The sequence below is a fragment of the Pseudomonas sp. S3_B11 genome (genome assembly GCF_054667715.1).
This window is the reverse complement of sequence record NZ_CP162749.1, coordinates 6472102-6486886: the sequence shown is the minus strand read 5'-3', so window position 1 is coordinate 6486886 and position 14785 is coordinate 6472102. Positions and strand designations below refer to the sequence as shown.

At 62.4% G+C, this 14785-nt stretch carries 11 protein-coding genes; 7 read left to right on the top strand and 4 right to left on the bottom strand.

Annotated features, from left to right (window positions below):
* Positions 1 to 136: 136 nt before the first annotated feature.
* The 6 genes from AB4O22_RS29085 to yccS all read left to right on the top strand — a co-directional run bounded on the left by AB4O22_RS29085 (position 137) and on the right by yccS (position 9915).
* A complete protein-coding gene (locus AB4O22_RS29085; protein WP_223472170.1) occupies positions 137 to 1579 on the top strand; it encodes a TldD/PmbA family protein in 1443 nt (480 codons plus the stop codon).
* 1 nt (position 1580) lies between these two features.
* A complete protein-coding gene (locus tag AB4O22_RS29080) occupies positions 1581 to 2918 on the top strand; it encodes a TldD/PmbA family protein (RefSeq protein ID WP_223472169.1) in 1338 nt (445 codons plus the stop codon).
* A gap of 70 nt (positions 2919 to 2988) precedes the next feature.
* Entirely contained in the window at positions 2989 to 4455 is a 1467-nt protein-coding gene (mdtD, locus tag AB4O22_RS29075; protein ID WP_155499109.1) for a multidrug transporter subunit MdtD, read from the top strand.
* Between the two features lie 345 nt (positions 4456 to 4800).
* Positions 4801 to 6138 (top strand): ATP-dependent RNA helicase DbpA, encoded by a 1338-nt coding sequence (dbpA, locus tag AB4O22_RS29070; RefSeq protein ID WP_230494465.1) that lies wholly within the window; start codon positions 4801 to 4803, stop codon positions 6136 to 6138.
* 179 nt (positions 6139 to 6317) lie between these two features.
* The gene (locus AB4O22_RS29065) at positions 6318 to 7496 is read left to right on the top strand and encodes a BaiN/RdsA family NAD(P)/FAD-dependent oxidoreductase (protein WP_223472168.1); all 1179 of its coding nucleotides are present in this window, start codon (positions 6318 to 6320) and stop codon (positions 7494 to 7496) included.
* Between the two features lie 235 nt (positions 7497 to 7731).
* On the top strand, positions 7732 to 9915 hold the full coding sequence (yccS, locus tag AB4O22_RS29060) for a YccS family putative transporter (RefSeq protein ID WP_223472167.1): 2184 nt from the start codon (positions 7732 to 7734) through the stop codon (positions 9913 to 9915).
* 63 nt (positions 9916 to 9978) lie between these two features.
* Here yccS and AB4O22_RS29055 read toward each other — a convergent pair whose 3' ends face one another.
* A complete protein-coding gene (locus AB4O22_RS29055; protein WP_460097715.1) occupies positions 9979 to 10716 on the bottom strand; it encodes a substrate-binding periplasmic protein in 738 nt (245 codons plus the stop codon).
* 260 nt (positions 10717 to 10976) lie between these two features.
* Here AB4O22_RS29055 and AB4O22_RS29050 point away from each other — a divergent pair, with 260 nt between their 5' ends.
* Positions 10977 to 11429: a GNAT family N-acetyltransferase gene (locus AB4O22_RS29050; RefSeq protein ID WP_003206373.1), complete on the top strand. Its 453-nt coding sequence runs from the start codon at positions 10977 to 10979 to the stop codon at positions 11427 to 11429.
* A 107-nt stretch (positions 11430 to 11536) separates the two neighbouring features.
* On the opposite strand, the gene AB4O22_RS29045 is transcribed toward AB4O22_RS29050, so the two are convergent.
* Genes AB4O22_RS29045 through AB4O22_RS29035 form a run of 3 tightly spaced genes read right to left on the bottom strand, consistent with a single transcriptional unit; the run spans position 11537 to position 14507 of the window.
* Positions 11537 to 11833, bottom strand: coding sequence for a winged helix-turn-helix domain-containing protein (locus AB4O22_RS29045; RefSeq protein WP_223472166.1), 297 nt, complete (start codon positions 11831 to 11833; stop codon positions 11537 to 11539).
* 4 nt (positions 11834 to 11837) lie between these two features.
* Positions 11838 to 12341 (bottom strand): M48 metallopeptidase family protein, encoded by a 504-nt coding sequence (locus AB4O22_RS29040; protein WP_460097714.1) that lies wholly within the window; start codon positions 12339 to 12341, stop codon positions 11838 to 11840.
* 42 nt (positions 12342 to 12383) lie between these two features.
* Entirely contained in the window at positions 12384 to 14507 is a 2124-nt protein-coding gene (locus tag AB4O22_RS29035; RefSeq protein WP_223472165.1) for a putative bifunctional diguanylate cyclase/phosphodiesterase, read from the bottom strand.
* Between the last annotated feature and the right edge of the window lie 278 nt (positions 14508 to 14785).

Genomic DNA, 14785 nt, shown 5'->3' with positions numbered 1-14785 from the left:
CCTGCTCGCGATTGCGTCCACCCTGACACCCCAAATGCCTATCTGCCTTGATCCCTCCCCCGCCCAGGCCTAATCTAGAGCCGCCGCGTCAACGCGCCGCACCTCGCTGCACCGCCACTCCAGACAAGGAGGTTCCATGTTCGACTTCCACCCCCAGCTCAAGCAGCGTTTTGCTGCCTTGCGCACGGGCGCTGAATTCTTTTCCCTGCGTTACGTGCGCGAGTCCGGCCAGCACCTGTCGGTGCGCAAGAATGTCGCCGAACCGCCCAGCCTGGGCCGTGATGAAGGGGCGATGCTCACCGTGCGGGTCAACGGGGTCGAGGCGTATGCCGCTACCAACGACCTGTCCCAGGCCGGCCTGCAAGCGGCACTGGAACGCGCCGAGCAACATGCCCGCGGCCTCAAGCCCCATGCCCTGCTGGACCTGCGCGAGCAAGCGGTGTCCAGCGACCGCGCCGATTACTTCTCGCCGAATTTCGACCAGGCCTTCCCGGCACTGAGCGATTGCTATCAATTGCTCGGTGACGAGTCAGCCGCAGTGCCTCAGGACGAGCGCCTGGTGAACTGGCAAGCCAGCATCGGCCTGACCCAGGTCGAGCAGATCTACCTCAACAGTGCCGGCGCTGAACTGCGCCAGGCCCAACGCTTCATCTACCCGGCCCTGGAAGTCACCGCCTTCGACGGCAACGACAGCCAGACCCGTACCCTGGGCCGGGAAAACTTCGGCCAGCAAGGCGGCTTCGATGTGATCAGCCGCAGCGGCCTGATCGGCGCCGGGCTGAAAATCGCCGACCAGGCCCTGCAATTGCTGCTGGCACCGAACACCCCGCAAGGCCCCCGCGACCTGCTGCTGATGCCCGACCAGATGATGTTGCAGATCCACGAATCCATCGGTCACCCGCTGGAACTGGACCGCATCCTCGGGGACGAACGCAATTACGCCGGCACCAGCTTCGTCAAGGCCAGTGATTTCGGCCACCTGCAATACGGCTCCAGCCTGCTGAACGTGACCTTCGACCCGAACATTCCCGAGGAGCTGGCGAGCTACAGCCATGACGACGACGGCAGCGCCGCCAGCAAGCAGTTCCTGATTCGTGAAGGCCTGTTGCTGCGTCCACTGGGCGGCGCGCTGTCACAATTCCGGGCTGGCCTGGACGGTGTCGCCAACAGCCGCGCCTGCGGCTGGAATCGTCCGCCCATCGACCGCATGGCGAACCTGAACATCGAACCCGGCGACCAGTCCCTGGAACAATTGATCCAAGGCACCGAGCACGGCGTGCTGATGCGCACCAACCGCTCCTGGTCCATCGACGACGCCCGCAACAAATTCCAGTTCGGCTGCGAGTGGGGCCAGTTGATCGAGAACGGCGAGCTCAAGGGCGTGGTGAAGAACCCCAACTACCGGGGTATTTCCGCGCAATTCTGGAAGAGCCTGCGCGCCGTGGGCGATGCCAGTACCTCCCGGGTCCTGGGCACGCCGAACTGTGGCAAGGGCGAACCGAACCAGGTCATCCGTGTCGGCCATGCGTCGCCGGCCTGTGTGTTCAGCAACGTTGATGTGTTTGGAGGGGATGCCTGATATGAGCACCGTCAATAATCAGGCCGAGGCATTCAAGGTATTGGTCGACTGGCTGCGCGATGCCCTGCATGAGCAGGAACAGTTCACCTTGGGTTACGCCGCCGAGTCCTCGGCCTTCGTGCGTTTCAACCACGCCAAGGTGCGTCAGGCCGGGCAGGTGCAGCAGGCCAATGTGAGTTTCAAATTGATCGACGACGGACGCCACGCCGACTTGCAGATCACCTTGTCCGGCGACACCGAGACCGACCTGCAACGCCTGTCCGAAGGCCTGCAACAACTGCGCGAAACCTTGCCGCTGCTGCCCCGCGATCCGTACCTGTTGCTCAACCACAACCACTGGCAAAGCCATAACGTGCAGGACCATCCGCTGCCGGACACCGAGCAGGCCGTGGCTGAAATCAGCCGCGCCGCCGAAGGCCTGGACCTGGTGGGGTTCTATGCGGCCGGGCCCATCAGCCGCGGTTTCGCCAGTTCGTCGGGAGCGTTCGGCTGGCATCAGGCCAACAGCTTCAACTTCGATTTCAGCCTGTTCCATGAAAACGGCCAGGCGGTAAAAGCCAGCTATGCCGGGCATGCGTGGAGTAGCGAAGGGTTTGCCCGGCGCTTCGAGCAGGCCCGCGAGCAGCTGGCATTTCTCGGCCTGCCGCTGCGCACGTTGCCGCCCGGCGAATACCGCGCCTACCTGGCACCGGCCGCCCTGGAAGAGATCATGGGCATGCTCAGTTGGGGCGGGTTCTCGGCCCGCGCGATTGCCAGCAAGCAGAGCCCGTTGCAGAAGTTCTACGCCAACGAAGCAAGCTTGAGCCCCAACGTGTGGCTGAGCGAGCAGGTCAGCGGTTCCTTGAGCCCGGCGTTTTCCGACGAAGGTTATCCCCGCGATGACCTGGGGCTGATCGCCAAGGGCACGGCCAATGCGCAGTTGGTCAACTCCCGCAGCGCCGCCGAATACGGCCTCACCGCCAACGGTGCCAGCAGCTACGAATACCCCACGGCGCTGGACATGCAGGGCGGGCAACTGGAGCACAAATACATCCTCGAACAACTTGGCACCGGGCTATACATCAGCAACCTCTGGTACCTGAACTACTCGGACCAACCGGCCGCCCGCCTGACCGGCATGACCCGCTTCGCCACGTTCTGGGTCGAGAACGGCCAGATCGTAGCGCCGGTCAGCACCATGCGCTTCGACGACAGCGTCTACAGCCTGCTCGGCTCGCAACTCGAAGGCCTGACCCGGGAGCGGGAACTGCTGCTCTCGGCCAGCACTTACAGCCAGCGGGCCACGGCCTCGATGTTGCTGCCGGGGGCGCTGGTCAAGCGGTTGACCTTGACGCTGTAAAAAAGCATCGCGGGCAAGCCTTGCTCCCACAGGATGTACGCCGTACATGTGGGAGCAAGGCTTGCCCGCGATGAAGCCAACAGACACCCGAACACAAACAAGAGGTCCCATGCCCAACCGTGCACCGCTCGACGCCGTCACCGCCCGCTGGCTTCCGTGGGTGGTGGCGATTGCCTTCTTCATGCAGTCCCTGGACGGGACCATCCTCAACACGGCCCTGCCCGCCATGGCCAGCGACCTGGCGGAAAACCCGCTGCGCATGCAGGGCGTGATCATTGCCTACATGCTCACCGTTGCGTTGCTGATCCCGGCCTCGGGCTGGATCGCCGACCGCTTCGGCACCAAGAAGATTTTCTTCGGGGCGATCCTGCTGTTCAGCTTCGGCTCGTTGCTGTGCGCCCTGTCCAGTTCGTTGAGCATGCTGATCGGCGCCCGGGTCATCCAGGGCCTCGGTGGAGCGCTGATGCTGCCGGTGGGCAGGCTGGTGGTGCTGCGGGCGTATCCGCGCTCGGAACTGGTGCGGATCATGGGCTTCATCACCATCCCAGGCCTGCTCGGCCCACTGATCGGGCCGACCATGGGCGGCTGGATGGTCGAGTACCTGACCTGGCACTGGATCTTCATCATCAACCTGCCGGTGGGCGTGCTCGGCTGTTATGCCGTGTGGAAGTTCATCCCCGACCTGCGGGGTAGCGAGCGCACGCGGTTCGATGGGTTGGGGTTCCTGCTGTTCGGCGCGGCGATGGTGCTGATCACCATCGCCATGGAAGGCCTGGGTGAACTGCACCTGCCGCACCTGCGCGTGATGTTGCTGCTGTTCGGCGGCATGGCCTGCCTGGCGGCCTATTGGCTGCGGGCCGGGCACGTCGAGAACGCGCTGTTCCCGCCGTCACTGTTCAAGACCCGGACCTTCGCCGTGGGCATTCTTGGCAACCTGTTCGCGCGCCTGGGCAGCGGTGCGCTGCCATTCCTGGTGCCGTTGCTGCTGCAAGTCGCCCTGGGCTATTCACCGTCCCAGGCCGGGATGAGCATGCTGCCCCTGGCGGCGGCGGCCATGGTCGCCAAGTCCGTGGCCCGGCCGCTGATCGAACGCCTGGGCTATCGCATCGTCCTGACCGGCAACACCCTGGCCCTGGGCCTGATGCTGGCGAGCATGGGCCTGGTCAGTGAACAGACGCCGTACTGGCTGCTGCTGGCGCAACTGGCGGTGCTGGGGGCGATCAACTCGCTGCAATTCACCGCGATGAACACCGTGACCCTGATCGACCTGGACGACGCCAGCGCCAGCAGCGGCAACAGCCTGCTGTCGGTGGTGGCGCAACTGTCCCTGAGCCTCGGCGTGGCCTGCGCCGGCGCCCTGCTCGGCGGCTTTACCGCCCAGGTGGGTAACGATGGGGTGGAGACCGTACTGGGGGCGTTCCAGCTGACGTTCGTCACGGTGGGGATCATGGCGATGCTGGCGGCGACGATTTTTTCCCAGTTGTCACGCGAAGACGGGCGACGGGTGAAACGCCCGGATGAGCATATCGAACACTAAGTCGCTTCGTGGCTTGGAGATTTTGTGGGAGCAAGGCTTGCCCGCGATACAGGCGACTCGGTTTTCCTGGGGGAAATGCGTCGCCTGCATCGCGAGCAAGCTTTGCTCCCACAGTTTCACAGTTTCACAGTTTCACAGTTCCACAGTTCCACAGTTCCACAGTTCCAGAGCTCCCACAGTTTCTGGAATTGCCAGCCCCCCAGGGCAGGCCCTGCCCTCACAGCTCGTCCAGAACTTTCGAAGAAAGTGGCACGAGACTGCTACACTGCGCGACATTTTGTTTTGCAGGCCAGTCCCGTGACCACCATTGCCACCGCTTTTAATACTTTGCCGCTGTCCGCCGCCATGCTGGCTAACCTCGAATCACTCGGTTATGCCCAGATGACGCCGATCCAGGCGCAAAGCTTGCCGGTGATCCTCAAGGGCATGGACCTGATCGCCCAGGCCAAGACCGGCAGTGGCAAGACCGCCGCCTTTGGCATCGGCCTGCTGAACCCGATCAACCCGCGTTTCTTCGGCTGCCAGGCCCTGGTGATGTGCCCGACCCGCGAGCTGGCCGACCAGGTCGCCAAGGAAATCCGTCGCCTGGCCCGCGCCGAAGACAACATCAAGGTCCTGACCCTGTGCGGCGGTGTGTCCTTCGGCCCGCAGATCGCCTCCCTGGAACACGGCGCCCACATCATCGTCGGCACGCCAGGACGCATCCAGCAGCACCTGCGCAAGGGTTCGCTGGTCCTGGACGGCCTCAACACGCTGATCCTCGACGAAGCCGACCGCATGCTCGACATGGGTTTCTACGACGCCATCGAAGACATCATCCAGCAGACCCCGGAACGCCGCCAGACGCTGCTGTTCTCCGCCACCTACCCGGTGGGCATCAAGCAACTGTCGTCCAAGTTCATGCGTAACCCGCAGCAAGTGAAGGCCGAGGCGTTCCACTCCGACGCGCAGATCGAGCAGCGCTTCTACGAGATCTCCCCCGAGGAACGCATGGACGCAGTGGTCAAGGTCCTGGCGCATTTCCGCCCGGCCTCCTGCGTGGCGTTCTGCTTCACCAAGCAGCAGGTCCAGGAAACCGTCGATCACCTGACGTCCAAGGGCATCTCGGCCGTCGGCCTGCACGGTGACCTGGAACAGCGCGACCGCGACCAGGTTCTGGCGATGTTCGCCAACCGCAGCACCTCGGTGCTGGTGGCCACCGACGTGGCGGCCCGCGGCCTGGACATCGATGCCCTGGACATGGTGATCAACGTCGAACTGGCCCGGGACTCTGAAATCCACATCCACCGCGTCGGCCGCACTGGCCGCGCCGGGGAGAAAGGCATCGCCATCAGCCTGGTGGCGCCGTCCGAAGCCCACCGCGCCCAGGCCATCGAGCAACTGCAGAAGTCGCCGCTGAGCTGGGACCAACTGGACAACCTCAAGTCTCAAGGCGGTGGCCCGCTGTTGCCGGCCATGAGCACCCTGTGCATCGGCGCCGGGCGCAAGGACAAAGTCCGCCCCGGCGACATCCTCGGCGCCTTGACTGGCGAGGCCGGCATCCCCGGCACCCAGGTCGGCAAAATCGCGATCTTCGATTTCCAGGCCTACGTGGCAGTGGAACGCGGCATCGCCAAACAGGCCCTGCAACGCCTGAACGATGGCAAGATCAAGGGCCGCTCGTTGCGGGTGCGGATCCTGTAACCGATCGCCTGAAGAACAGAGATCAAACTGTGGGAGCGAGCTGTGTGGGAGCAAGGCTTGCCCGCGATGAAAACGCCGCGGTCTCTTGAGGACCGCAGCGCCTGGATCGCGAGCAAGCTTTGCTCCCACAAAGCTCGCTCCCACATTCAGTTATGTGGGAAAACTGAGAGGACACCGTTTTGCGCTCTACCGAAGTCGTGATCATTGGCGCTGGCGCCGCGGGGTTGATGTGCGCGCTGACCGCGGCCGCGCGCGGACGGCAGGTGATGTTGCTGGACCACGCCAACAAGGCCGGCAAGAAAATCCTCATGTCGGGCGGTGGGCGCTGCAATTTCACCAACATGTACACCGAGCCAGGCAATTTCCTCTCGCAGAACCCGCACTTCTGCAAGTCGGCCCTGGCCCGCTACACCCAGTGGGATTTCATCGCGCTGGTGGCCAAGCACGGCGTGCCCTATCACGAGAAAAAGCTCGGCCAGTTGTTCTGCGATAACAAGTCCAGTGACATCCTCGGCCTGCTGTTGGATGAGTGCGACCAGGCCGGCGTCAGCCTGCATCTGGACACCTCGATTACGCAGATCGAAAAAGCCGACGGCGGCTACCTGCTGCAAACCACCCTCGGCGCCCTCGTCTGCCAGTCCCTGGTGATCGCCACGGGCGGACTGTCGATCCCGACCCTGGGGGCGACCGGTTTCGGCTATCAGGTGGCAAAACAGTTTGGCCATGAACTGCTGCCAACCCGCGCCGGCCTGGTGCCGTTCACCATCACCGATCAGCTCAAGACCCTCTGCACCGAACTCTCGGGCACATCGGTGGATTGCCTGGTGAGCTGCAACGACCAGAGCTTTCGCGAGAACATCCTGTTCACCCACCGCGGCCTGAGCGGTCCGGCGATCCTGCAGATTTCGTCGTTCTGGGAATCGGGGGACACGGTGCAGATCAACCTGTTGCCCGACCACGACGTGCCGCAATGGCTGCAACAGCAGCAGGCCGAACGCCCCAACAGCGAACTCAAGACGTTGCTGGGCGAGTTGTTCACAAAGAAAATGGCCAACCTGCTGGCGGACACCTGGTTCGTGTCCAAACCCATGAAGCAATACACCCATGCGGAGCTGGCAGACATCGCCGAAAAACTGGCGAGCTGGAACGTCGTCCCCGCCGGCACCGAAGGCTACCGCACCGCCGAAGTCACCCTGGGCGGCGTCGACACTCGGGAAGTCTCGTCCAAGACCATGGAATCGCTGAAAAGCCCCGGGCTGTATTTCATCGGCGAAGTGCTGGATGTCACCGGGCACCTGGGCGGGTTCAACTTCCAGTGGGCGTGGGCGTCGGGGTATGCGGCGGCGCAATACGTCTGACCCGACACGACTCGAATGCGGGCAATAACCCTGTGGGAGCGAGCTTGCTCGCGAAAGCGGTGTGTCAGCCACTATTGAATTGCCTGAGACACCGCTATCGCGAGCAAGCTCGCTCCCACAGAGGTTCGGGGGTATACCCCGGAACACTTTTTGCTGTCAGATGTGATCGCCGCCATTGCGTCGGCGTCATTACTGCCTCAATTTAGCGTCATTGCCCGTCAGGCCCGTGCACTTCATGTCAGCGAATTCGTTTAGCCAGTCTTTGCGTCGCCTTTGGGCGTTGGATAAGTTCAGTTATAGCGTGCGGGTCTTCATCGCCCTGACCGGCAGCATGGGGCTGTGCTGGTACCTGGACGAAATGGTGCTGCTGATTCCCTTGTTCCTGGGCATCATCGCCAGCGCCCTGGCCGAGACGGACGACAGTTGGCAGGGCCGCCTCAACGCGCTGGCCGTGACCCTGGTGTGCTTCACCGTCGCAGCACTGTCGGTTGAGTTATTGTTCCCCTACCCCGTCCTGTTCATCATCGCCCTGGCCCTGGCTGCCTTTGGCCTGACCATGCTGGGCGCGCTGGGTGAGCGCTATGGCGCCATCGCCTCGGCCACGCTGATTCTTTCGGTCTACACCATGATCGGCGTGGACCAACGCGGTGGCGCAGTCAACGATTTCTGGCATGAACCCCTGCTGCTGGTCGCTGGTGCCGCGTGGTACGGCTTGCTGTCGGTGTTGTGGCAGGCGTTGTTTTCCAACCAACCGGTGCAACAAAGCCTGGCGCGGCTGTTTCGCGAACTGGGGCGCTACCTGAAACTCAAATCATCGCTCCTGGAGCCGATCCGCCAACTGGACGTCGAAGCCCGCCGCCTGGAACTGGCCCAGCAAAACGGCCGGGTGGTCGCTGCGCTCAACAGTGCCAAGGAAATCATCCTGCACCGCGTGGGCAATGGCCGCCCCGGCTCGAAAGTCAGCCGGTACCTGAAACTGTACTTCCTGGCCCAGGACATCCACGAACGCGCCAGCTCTTCTCACTATCCCTACAACGCCCTGGCCGAGGCCTTCTTCCACAGCGACGTGCTGTTCCGCTGCCAGCGCCTGCTGCGTCAGCAAGGCAAGGCCTGCCAGGCACTGGCCGAGTCGATCCAACTGCGTCAGCCGTTCGTCTACGACGACACCTTTGCCGAGGCCCTCAACGACCTGCATGCGTCCCTCGAACACCTGCGCATCCAGAGCAACCCGGCCTGGCGCGGCCTGCTGCGTTCGTTGCGGGCACTGTCAGTGAATCTTGCCACCATGGACCGCCTGCTCAGCGATGCCAGCAACCCCGACGCCCTGGCCGACGCCACCGACAGCAGCCTGCTCGACCGCTCGCCGCGCAACCTCAAGGATGTCTGGCTGCGCTTGCGCACGCAGCTGACGCCCACTTCGCTGCTGTTCCGGCATGCCCTGCGTTTGCCCCTGGCTCTGAGCGTGGGCTACGCCATGGTGCATCTGATCCACCCGTCCCAGGGTTATTGGATCATCCTCACCACACTCTTCGTGTGCCAGCCCAACTACGGCGCCACCCGGCGCAAGCTCGGCCAGCGGATCATCGGCACCGCCATCGGCCTGACCGTGGCCTGGGCGTTGTTCGATCTGTTCCCCAACCCGCTGGTGCAATCGAGCTTCGCCATTGCCGCCGGGGTGGTGTTCTTTACCAACCGCACGACCCGCTACACCCTGGCGACGGCGGCGATCACCATCATGGTGCTGTTCTGCTTCAACCAGGTGGGCGACGGCTACGGGCTGCTGTTGCCGCGGCTGTTCGATACCTTGCTCGGCAGCCTGATTGCCGGGCTTGCGGTTTTCCTGTTCCTGCCCGACTGGCAGGGCCGACGGCTGAACAAGGTGCTGGCCAACACGCTGACCTGCAACAGCATCTACCTGCGCCAGATCATGCAGCAGTACGCCGCTGGCAAAAGCGACGACCTGGCCTATCGCCTGGCCCGACGCAACGCCCACAACGCCGATGCCGCGTTGTCCACCACGCTGGCCAACATGCTGATGGAGCCGGGACATTTCCGTAAGGAAGCCGATGTGGGGTTCCGCTTCCTGGTGTTGTCCCACACCCTGCTCAGCTACCTGTCGGGCCTGGGCGCCCACCGGGGCACCGAACTGCCGGCGCAGGTACGCGAGCAACTGATCGATGGCGCGGGGGTGAAGCTGGCGACGAGCATCGACGAAATCGCCCAGGGCCTGGCGAGTAAAACGCCGATTGTGGTCCAAAGCGACGAGGAGGAGGCCCTGGCCAATGAGCTTGAGCAGATGCCCGATGAGATCGACGAAGGCCAGCGGTTGGTGCAGACACAATTGGGGTTGATCTGCCGTCAGCTCGGTCCGTTGCGGACCTTGGCGGCGCATTTGGTCAAGGACACCAGCGAGGCTTGAGGGCTGTGGTGTTTACACTGGCCTCATCGCGAGCAAGCTCGCGATGAGGCCAGCCCAGGCGCCCTACATTCCGTGAGCTTTCATTAACCGCGCATAACTCCCATCCGCCTTCATCGCCGCGATCTCCCGGTCAAACCCCGCCACGATCTGCTCATGCTCCGGGTTCTTCAAGCTGACCAGGATGTGCAGGCTGTTTTCACTCAATGCCTTGGGCAAAAATTCCACGGCGTTACGCACCTTGGCGGATTCGCGGGCCAGGTAATAGCGGGCGACGTACTCGTCTTCCAGGGTCAACTTCACGCGATCGGCAGCCAGCATGCGCACCGCCATCGCGAAGTTATGCACCGGGACTTTTTGCATTTGCGGGTCTTCGTCGAAGTCCTTGGAATAGGCGTAGCCGCGAACCACGGCGATGGGATAGGCACGCAGCTGTTGCAGGCTGTCAAACTGGATCGCTTCGTCCTTGCGCTTGATGAAGCGCACACGGTTGAGCAGATACTCGGCCGAGAACTGGCCGATGTGAGTGCGCTCCTCGCTGTACCAGGCGTTGACCAGCACGTCATAGCGGCCCTCGCCGATGCCCAGCATCGCCCGGGCCCAGGGCACCTGTTCGAAGTCCGAGGCATAGCCGGCCCGTGCCAGGGCCGTGCTGACGATATCGGTCGCCAGGCCACCATTGATCAACGTGGAGTCGGTAAAGGGTGGCCAGCCATCGGCGACCAGACGCAGCTTTTGCGCGCAGGCCTCGTAGCTCAGTAACAACAACCCGATCAATGCAAGAGCTCGATGCAATCGCGGCATGCCAAACGTCCTTGACGGGTTCAAAGCCCGGTTTGTTTTTAGCCGAAACTCAACAGGCATCCTCAGACACCCGGTCCTAACATTAGCTCATTGGAACCGCTGCGCAGCGCTGTCACGAAGATTACACAAAGACGACAACGCCGCGACAGAGGAATGATGGCATTTTGGTATTTATCACAGATTTTCCGGTCGACCGAGAAAGAGACTTCCGGGCCAAGCACGCTTAATATCGGCATCAGGTTCTTCAGGAAATTCAAAAAATGGATATCGAGTGGGTCTGTAAACATCACAGTGACCTGAGCAAGGAACAGCTGTATGCCATCCTCAAATTGCGTGCCGAAGTGTTCGTTGTCGAGCAGAACTGCGCCTACCCGGATGTTGACGGCCTGGACCTTGAAGGCGACACGTGCCATTTGATGGCCTGGCAGGACAACCACCTGGTGGCCTACCTGCGCTTGCTCGACCCGCATTCGCAAAACAGTGACGTGGTGATCGGGCGCGTGATCATCGCGCCGCAAGCGCGCGGCCAGGGGCTGGGCCACACGTTGATGGAACAGGCGCTCAAGCAGGCCGAGAAATATTGGCCCGGTACGTCGATCTCATTGTCGGCCCAGGCGCATTTGCAGGGGTATTACGGGCGGTACGGGTTTGAAGTGGTGGGTGTGGAGTATATGGAGGATGGGATTCCGCACATCGGCATGCATCGGCCCTGAGGACGCCATCGCGAGCAAGCTCGCTCCCACAGGGATCTTCAGTGAACAACGATCAAATGTGGGAGCGAGCTTGCTCGCGATAGGGCCGGCCCAGGCAAATCCAATATTCAGGGATACTCCAGTACCGCCTTGATCCGCGGCAAATTCCCCTCGATCCACCCCCGATCGATCGCCCCCCAATCGCGAATCCGATACCGCCCGGCATGATTGCGAGCGCCGTCCTCTTGCTCGAACTCACAAACGATATCCAGGTCAGCCAGCGCGGCGATGGTGTCCTGGGCCGTACGCCGTGGCATGCCGGTGGTTTCGGTGAGGGCCGGGACGTTGCTGGCCACACCGCTGTCGATCAGGTAAGCCACGTACAAGCGACGGTAGAAGCTGGTCTTGGTCTTGCTGACATCCATTCGGTCATTCCTTGTGGGGTTGCAGGTCCCGCCAGGTCAGGTACACCCGCAGGTCGAATTCCAACTGGTGATACCCCGGAAGCATGTGCTCGCAGAGTTGGTAGAACGCCTTGTTGTGGTCCGACTCCTTGAAGTGCGCCAGCTCGTGCACCACGATCATCTTCAGGAACTCGGGCGCCGCGTCCTTGAACAACGCAGCGATGCGGATTTCCTTCTTGGCCTTGAGCTTGCCACCCTGCACCCGCGACACCGCGGTATGCAGGCCGAGGGCGCGGTGGGTCAGGTCCAGGCGACTGTCGAACAGCACCTTGTCGATGGCTGGCGCGTTACGCAGGTACTGCTGCTTGAGGTCCAGCGCATAACCGTACAGGGCCTTGTCGCTCTGGATCAGATGTCGGCCCGGATAGCGCTGTTGCAGATAATCGCCCAGTCGGTCCTGGGCGATCAATTGCTGCACCTGGGCTTGCAGGGCGGCGGGGTAGGCCTGGAGGTATTTGAGCGCGGTCATCAAGGGGCAACACAGTCACAAGAGGCCACCAGTGTAGCGAATTCAAGCCTGCACCGCGCTCCAGTCAAACGGCGTGGCGAAGGCATTGGTGTCTTCGGCCATCAAGGGCCGCGCCACGAGGAACCCCTGCACGTACTCACAGCCATGGGCCTGCAGCCACTCATATTGCTCGCGGGTTTCCACCCCTTCGGCAATCACCCGCAAGCCCAGTTGTCCACACAGGTCGATCACCGAAGCGGCCAACGCGGCATCCCGGGGCGATCCCGGCACGCGGGCGATCAAGTGCCGGTCGAGCTTGAGGGTATCGAGCTCAAGGTCACGCAGATGCGTCAGCGAACAGGGCCCCGAACCAAAGTCATCCAATGCCACCCGCACTCCGAGGTGACGCAGCAGTCGCAGTTGCTTGTGGGTTTCATCGGGATTGCGCATCAGCGCATCCTCGGTCACCTCCACCTCCAGTTGCCGGGGCTTCAAGGCATGGCGTTCCAGGACCTGGCGCAACTCGGTCACCAGGTTGGGCATGCCGAACTGGGTGCTACTCAGGCTCACCCCCAACACCAGGTCGTCAGCGAACAAGCGTTCCCAGACTTTGCGCTGGGCGGCGCTGCGATGATAAATCCAGCTGCCCAACCGGCTGATCAACCGCGCCTCTTCCAGCAAGGGCAGGAACAGGCCCGGCGGAACATCACCGACACTGGGGTGCTGCCAGCGCAACAGCGCCTCGAACCCGCGGATCCGCCCATCGATGATGCTTACCTGCGGTTGATAGACCATATTGAAGTCGCGGTTCTCGATGGCCGAGCGCACGCTCTCTTCCAGCATCAGCCGTGAACGGGCTCGACCGTTCATTTCATGATCGTAAAAACGGTATTGCTGGCGGCCGGCACGCTTGGCTTCGTACATGGCGATGTCGGACGCCCGCAGCAACCCATCGAGATTGGCGCCGCAATCCGGGTACGTCGCGATGCCGATGCTGGCCCCCAGTGCCACATCCATGCCTTCAATCTGCTGGCAGATCGCGACTCGCTCGATGAGTTTCTCGGCGATCTTGGCCGCTTGCTCGGGGAACTCCAGGTCCAGCAGCGCGGTGAACTCGTCCCCGCCCAGCCGCGCCAGGATATCGAACGGGCGCAGGCACGCCTTCAACTGTTCCGACACCCAGCGCAATACCCGGTCCCCGGCATCGTGCCCCAGCGAGTCATTGACCCGCTTGAAACCATCGAGGTCCAGGTACAGCAGCACCCAGTTGCTTTCCAGGCGCTCGCTGCGCATCAACAGGTTTTCGGCGGTCTGGTAGAACCCCCGGCGGTTGAGCAAACCGGTCAGCGGGTCCGTGACAGCCTGGTATTCGAGTTGCTGATGCAAGTGGCGAACCACGGACATGTCCTGGAGTGTCACCACCATCGCCTTCTGCTCCGACGGCAACGGCGCACAGGACAAGGCCACCGACACCTGCTGGCCGGGCGCCGTGCGCAGGACCGCGTCATGCAATCGCCAGGTTTCACCCCGACGATAGGCGTTGTGGATATCGGAATCGAGCCACTCGGGGATATGCGGTTTCTGCAGGAAATCCAGGAACGGCATGCCCTGCAATTGCTCGGCGGTGGCATTGAGCAAGCGGCAGGTAGAGGGGTTGGCGAAGCGGATACAGCCATTCTCGTCCACCACCAGGATGCCTTCGGCGGCGTTGTCCAGCACCGAGGCATTGAAGGCCCTGGCCGCTTCAAGATCCTGGCTCAGGCGCTGCAAGGCCCGGCGATTGCGCTGGTGCTCGAGCAGCGCCTGGACCTTGGGCTTGAGGATTTGCGGATCGAAGGGTTTGAACAGGTAATCCACGGCGCCACTGGCGTAGCCCTTGATGACCGCGTCCTGGGATTGCTCATTGGCCGTCAGGAAAATGATCGGCGTGAGCCGCGTGCGCTGGCTACCGCGCATCAGGCGCGCCACTTCGAAACCGTCCATGTCGGGCATCTGCACATCCAGCAGAACCAGATCGATGTCGTGTTCAAGCAGCAGGTTAAGCGCCTCGACCCCCGAGGACGCGGTCATGACTTGCCAATCCTGACGCTGCAACAAGGCTCGCATGCTGAGCAGGTTTTCAGGGTAATCATCAACAATCAAAAGGACAGAGCTGTCTTCGCCGAGCGGTGGTTGCGCGCATTCCATGCTGCTTCTCTTATCGGGCGCCACGTCCGTTTTTACGTAGCAAAGCGGACAAATACTGTCCCCTCACTCTAGACCGGGATTGTGAAAAGCAGTAGGTGTCAACGCGCCATCATCCAGACAAAGCCCGAAATAGCCGACTAACGGTCACCCTCCTCGGGCACAAAAGCTGCACAGACGACTTCGACGGACAATTGACGTCAGCCATCCGCCGAAAGGTTGCCAGCCAGTTTCTTCCGTCGCTCATCCGTACGCCCCGAAAAGACCGGCCTAGAGCCTTG

What these genes read in the sequence shown, in the direction of transcription:
- AB4O22_RS29085 (WP_223472170.1), top strand. Translation starts at nt 137, where the DNA reads ATGTTCGACTTCCACCCCCAGCTCAAGCAGCGTTTTGCTGCCTTGCGC.
- AB4O22_RS29080 (WP_223472169.1), top strand. Translation starts at nt 1,581, where the DNA reads ATGAGCACCGTCAATAATCAGGCCGAGGCATTCAAGGTATTGGTCGAC.
- mdtD (WP_155499109.1), top strand. Translation starts at nt 2,989, where the DNA reads ATGAAGCCAACAGACACCCGAACACAAACAAGAGGTCCCATGCCCAAC.
- dbpA (WP_230494465.1), top strand. Translation starts at nt 4,801, where the DNA reads ATGCTGGCTAACCTCGAATCACTCGGTTATGCCCAGATGACGCCGATC.
- yccS (WP_223472167.1), top strand. Translation starts at nt 7,732, where the DNA reads ATGTCAGCGAATTCGTTTAGCCAGTCTTTGCGTCGCCTTTGGGCGTTG.
- AB4O22_RS29055 (WP_460097715.1), bottom strand. Translation starts at nt 10,716, where the DNA reads ATGCCGCGATTGCATCGAGCTCTTGCATTGATCGGGTTGTTGTTACTG.
- AB4O22_RS29050 (WP_003206373.1), top strand. Translation starts at nt 10,977, where the DNA reads ATGGATATCGAGTGGGTCTGTAAACATCACAGTGACCTGAGCAAGGAA.
- AB4O22_RS29045 (WP_223472166.1), bottom strand. Translation starts at nt 11,833, where the DNA reads ATGGATGTCAGCAAGACCAAGACCAGCTTCTACCGTCGCTTGTACGTG.
- AB4O22_RS29040 (WP_460097714.1), bottom strand. Translation starts at nt 12,341, where the DNA reads ATGACCGCGCTCAAATACCTCCAGGCCTACCCCGCCGCCCTGCAAGCC.
- AB4O22_RS29035 (WP_223472165.1), bottom strand. Translation starts at nt 14,507, where the DNA reads ATGGAATGCGCGCAACCACCGCTCGGCGAAGACAGCTCTGTCCTTTTG.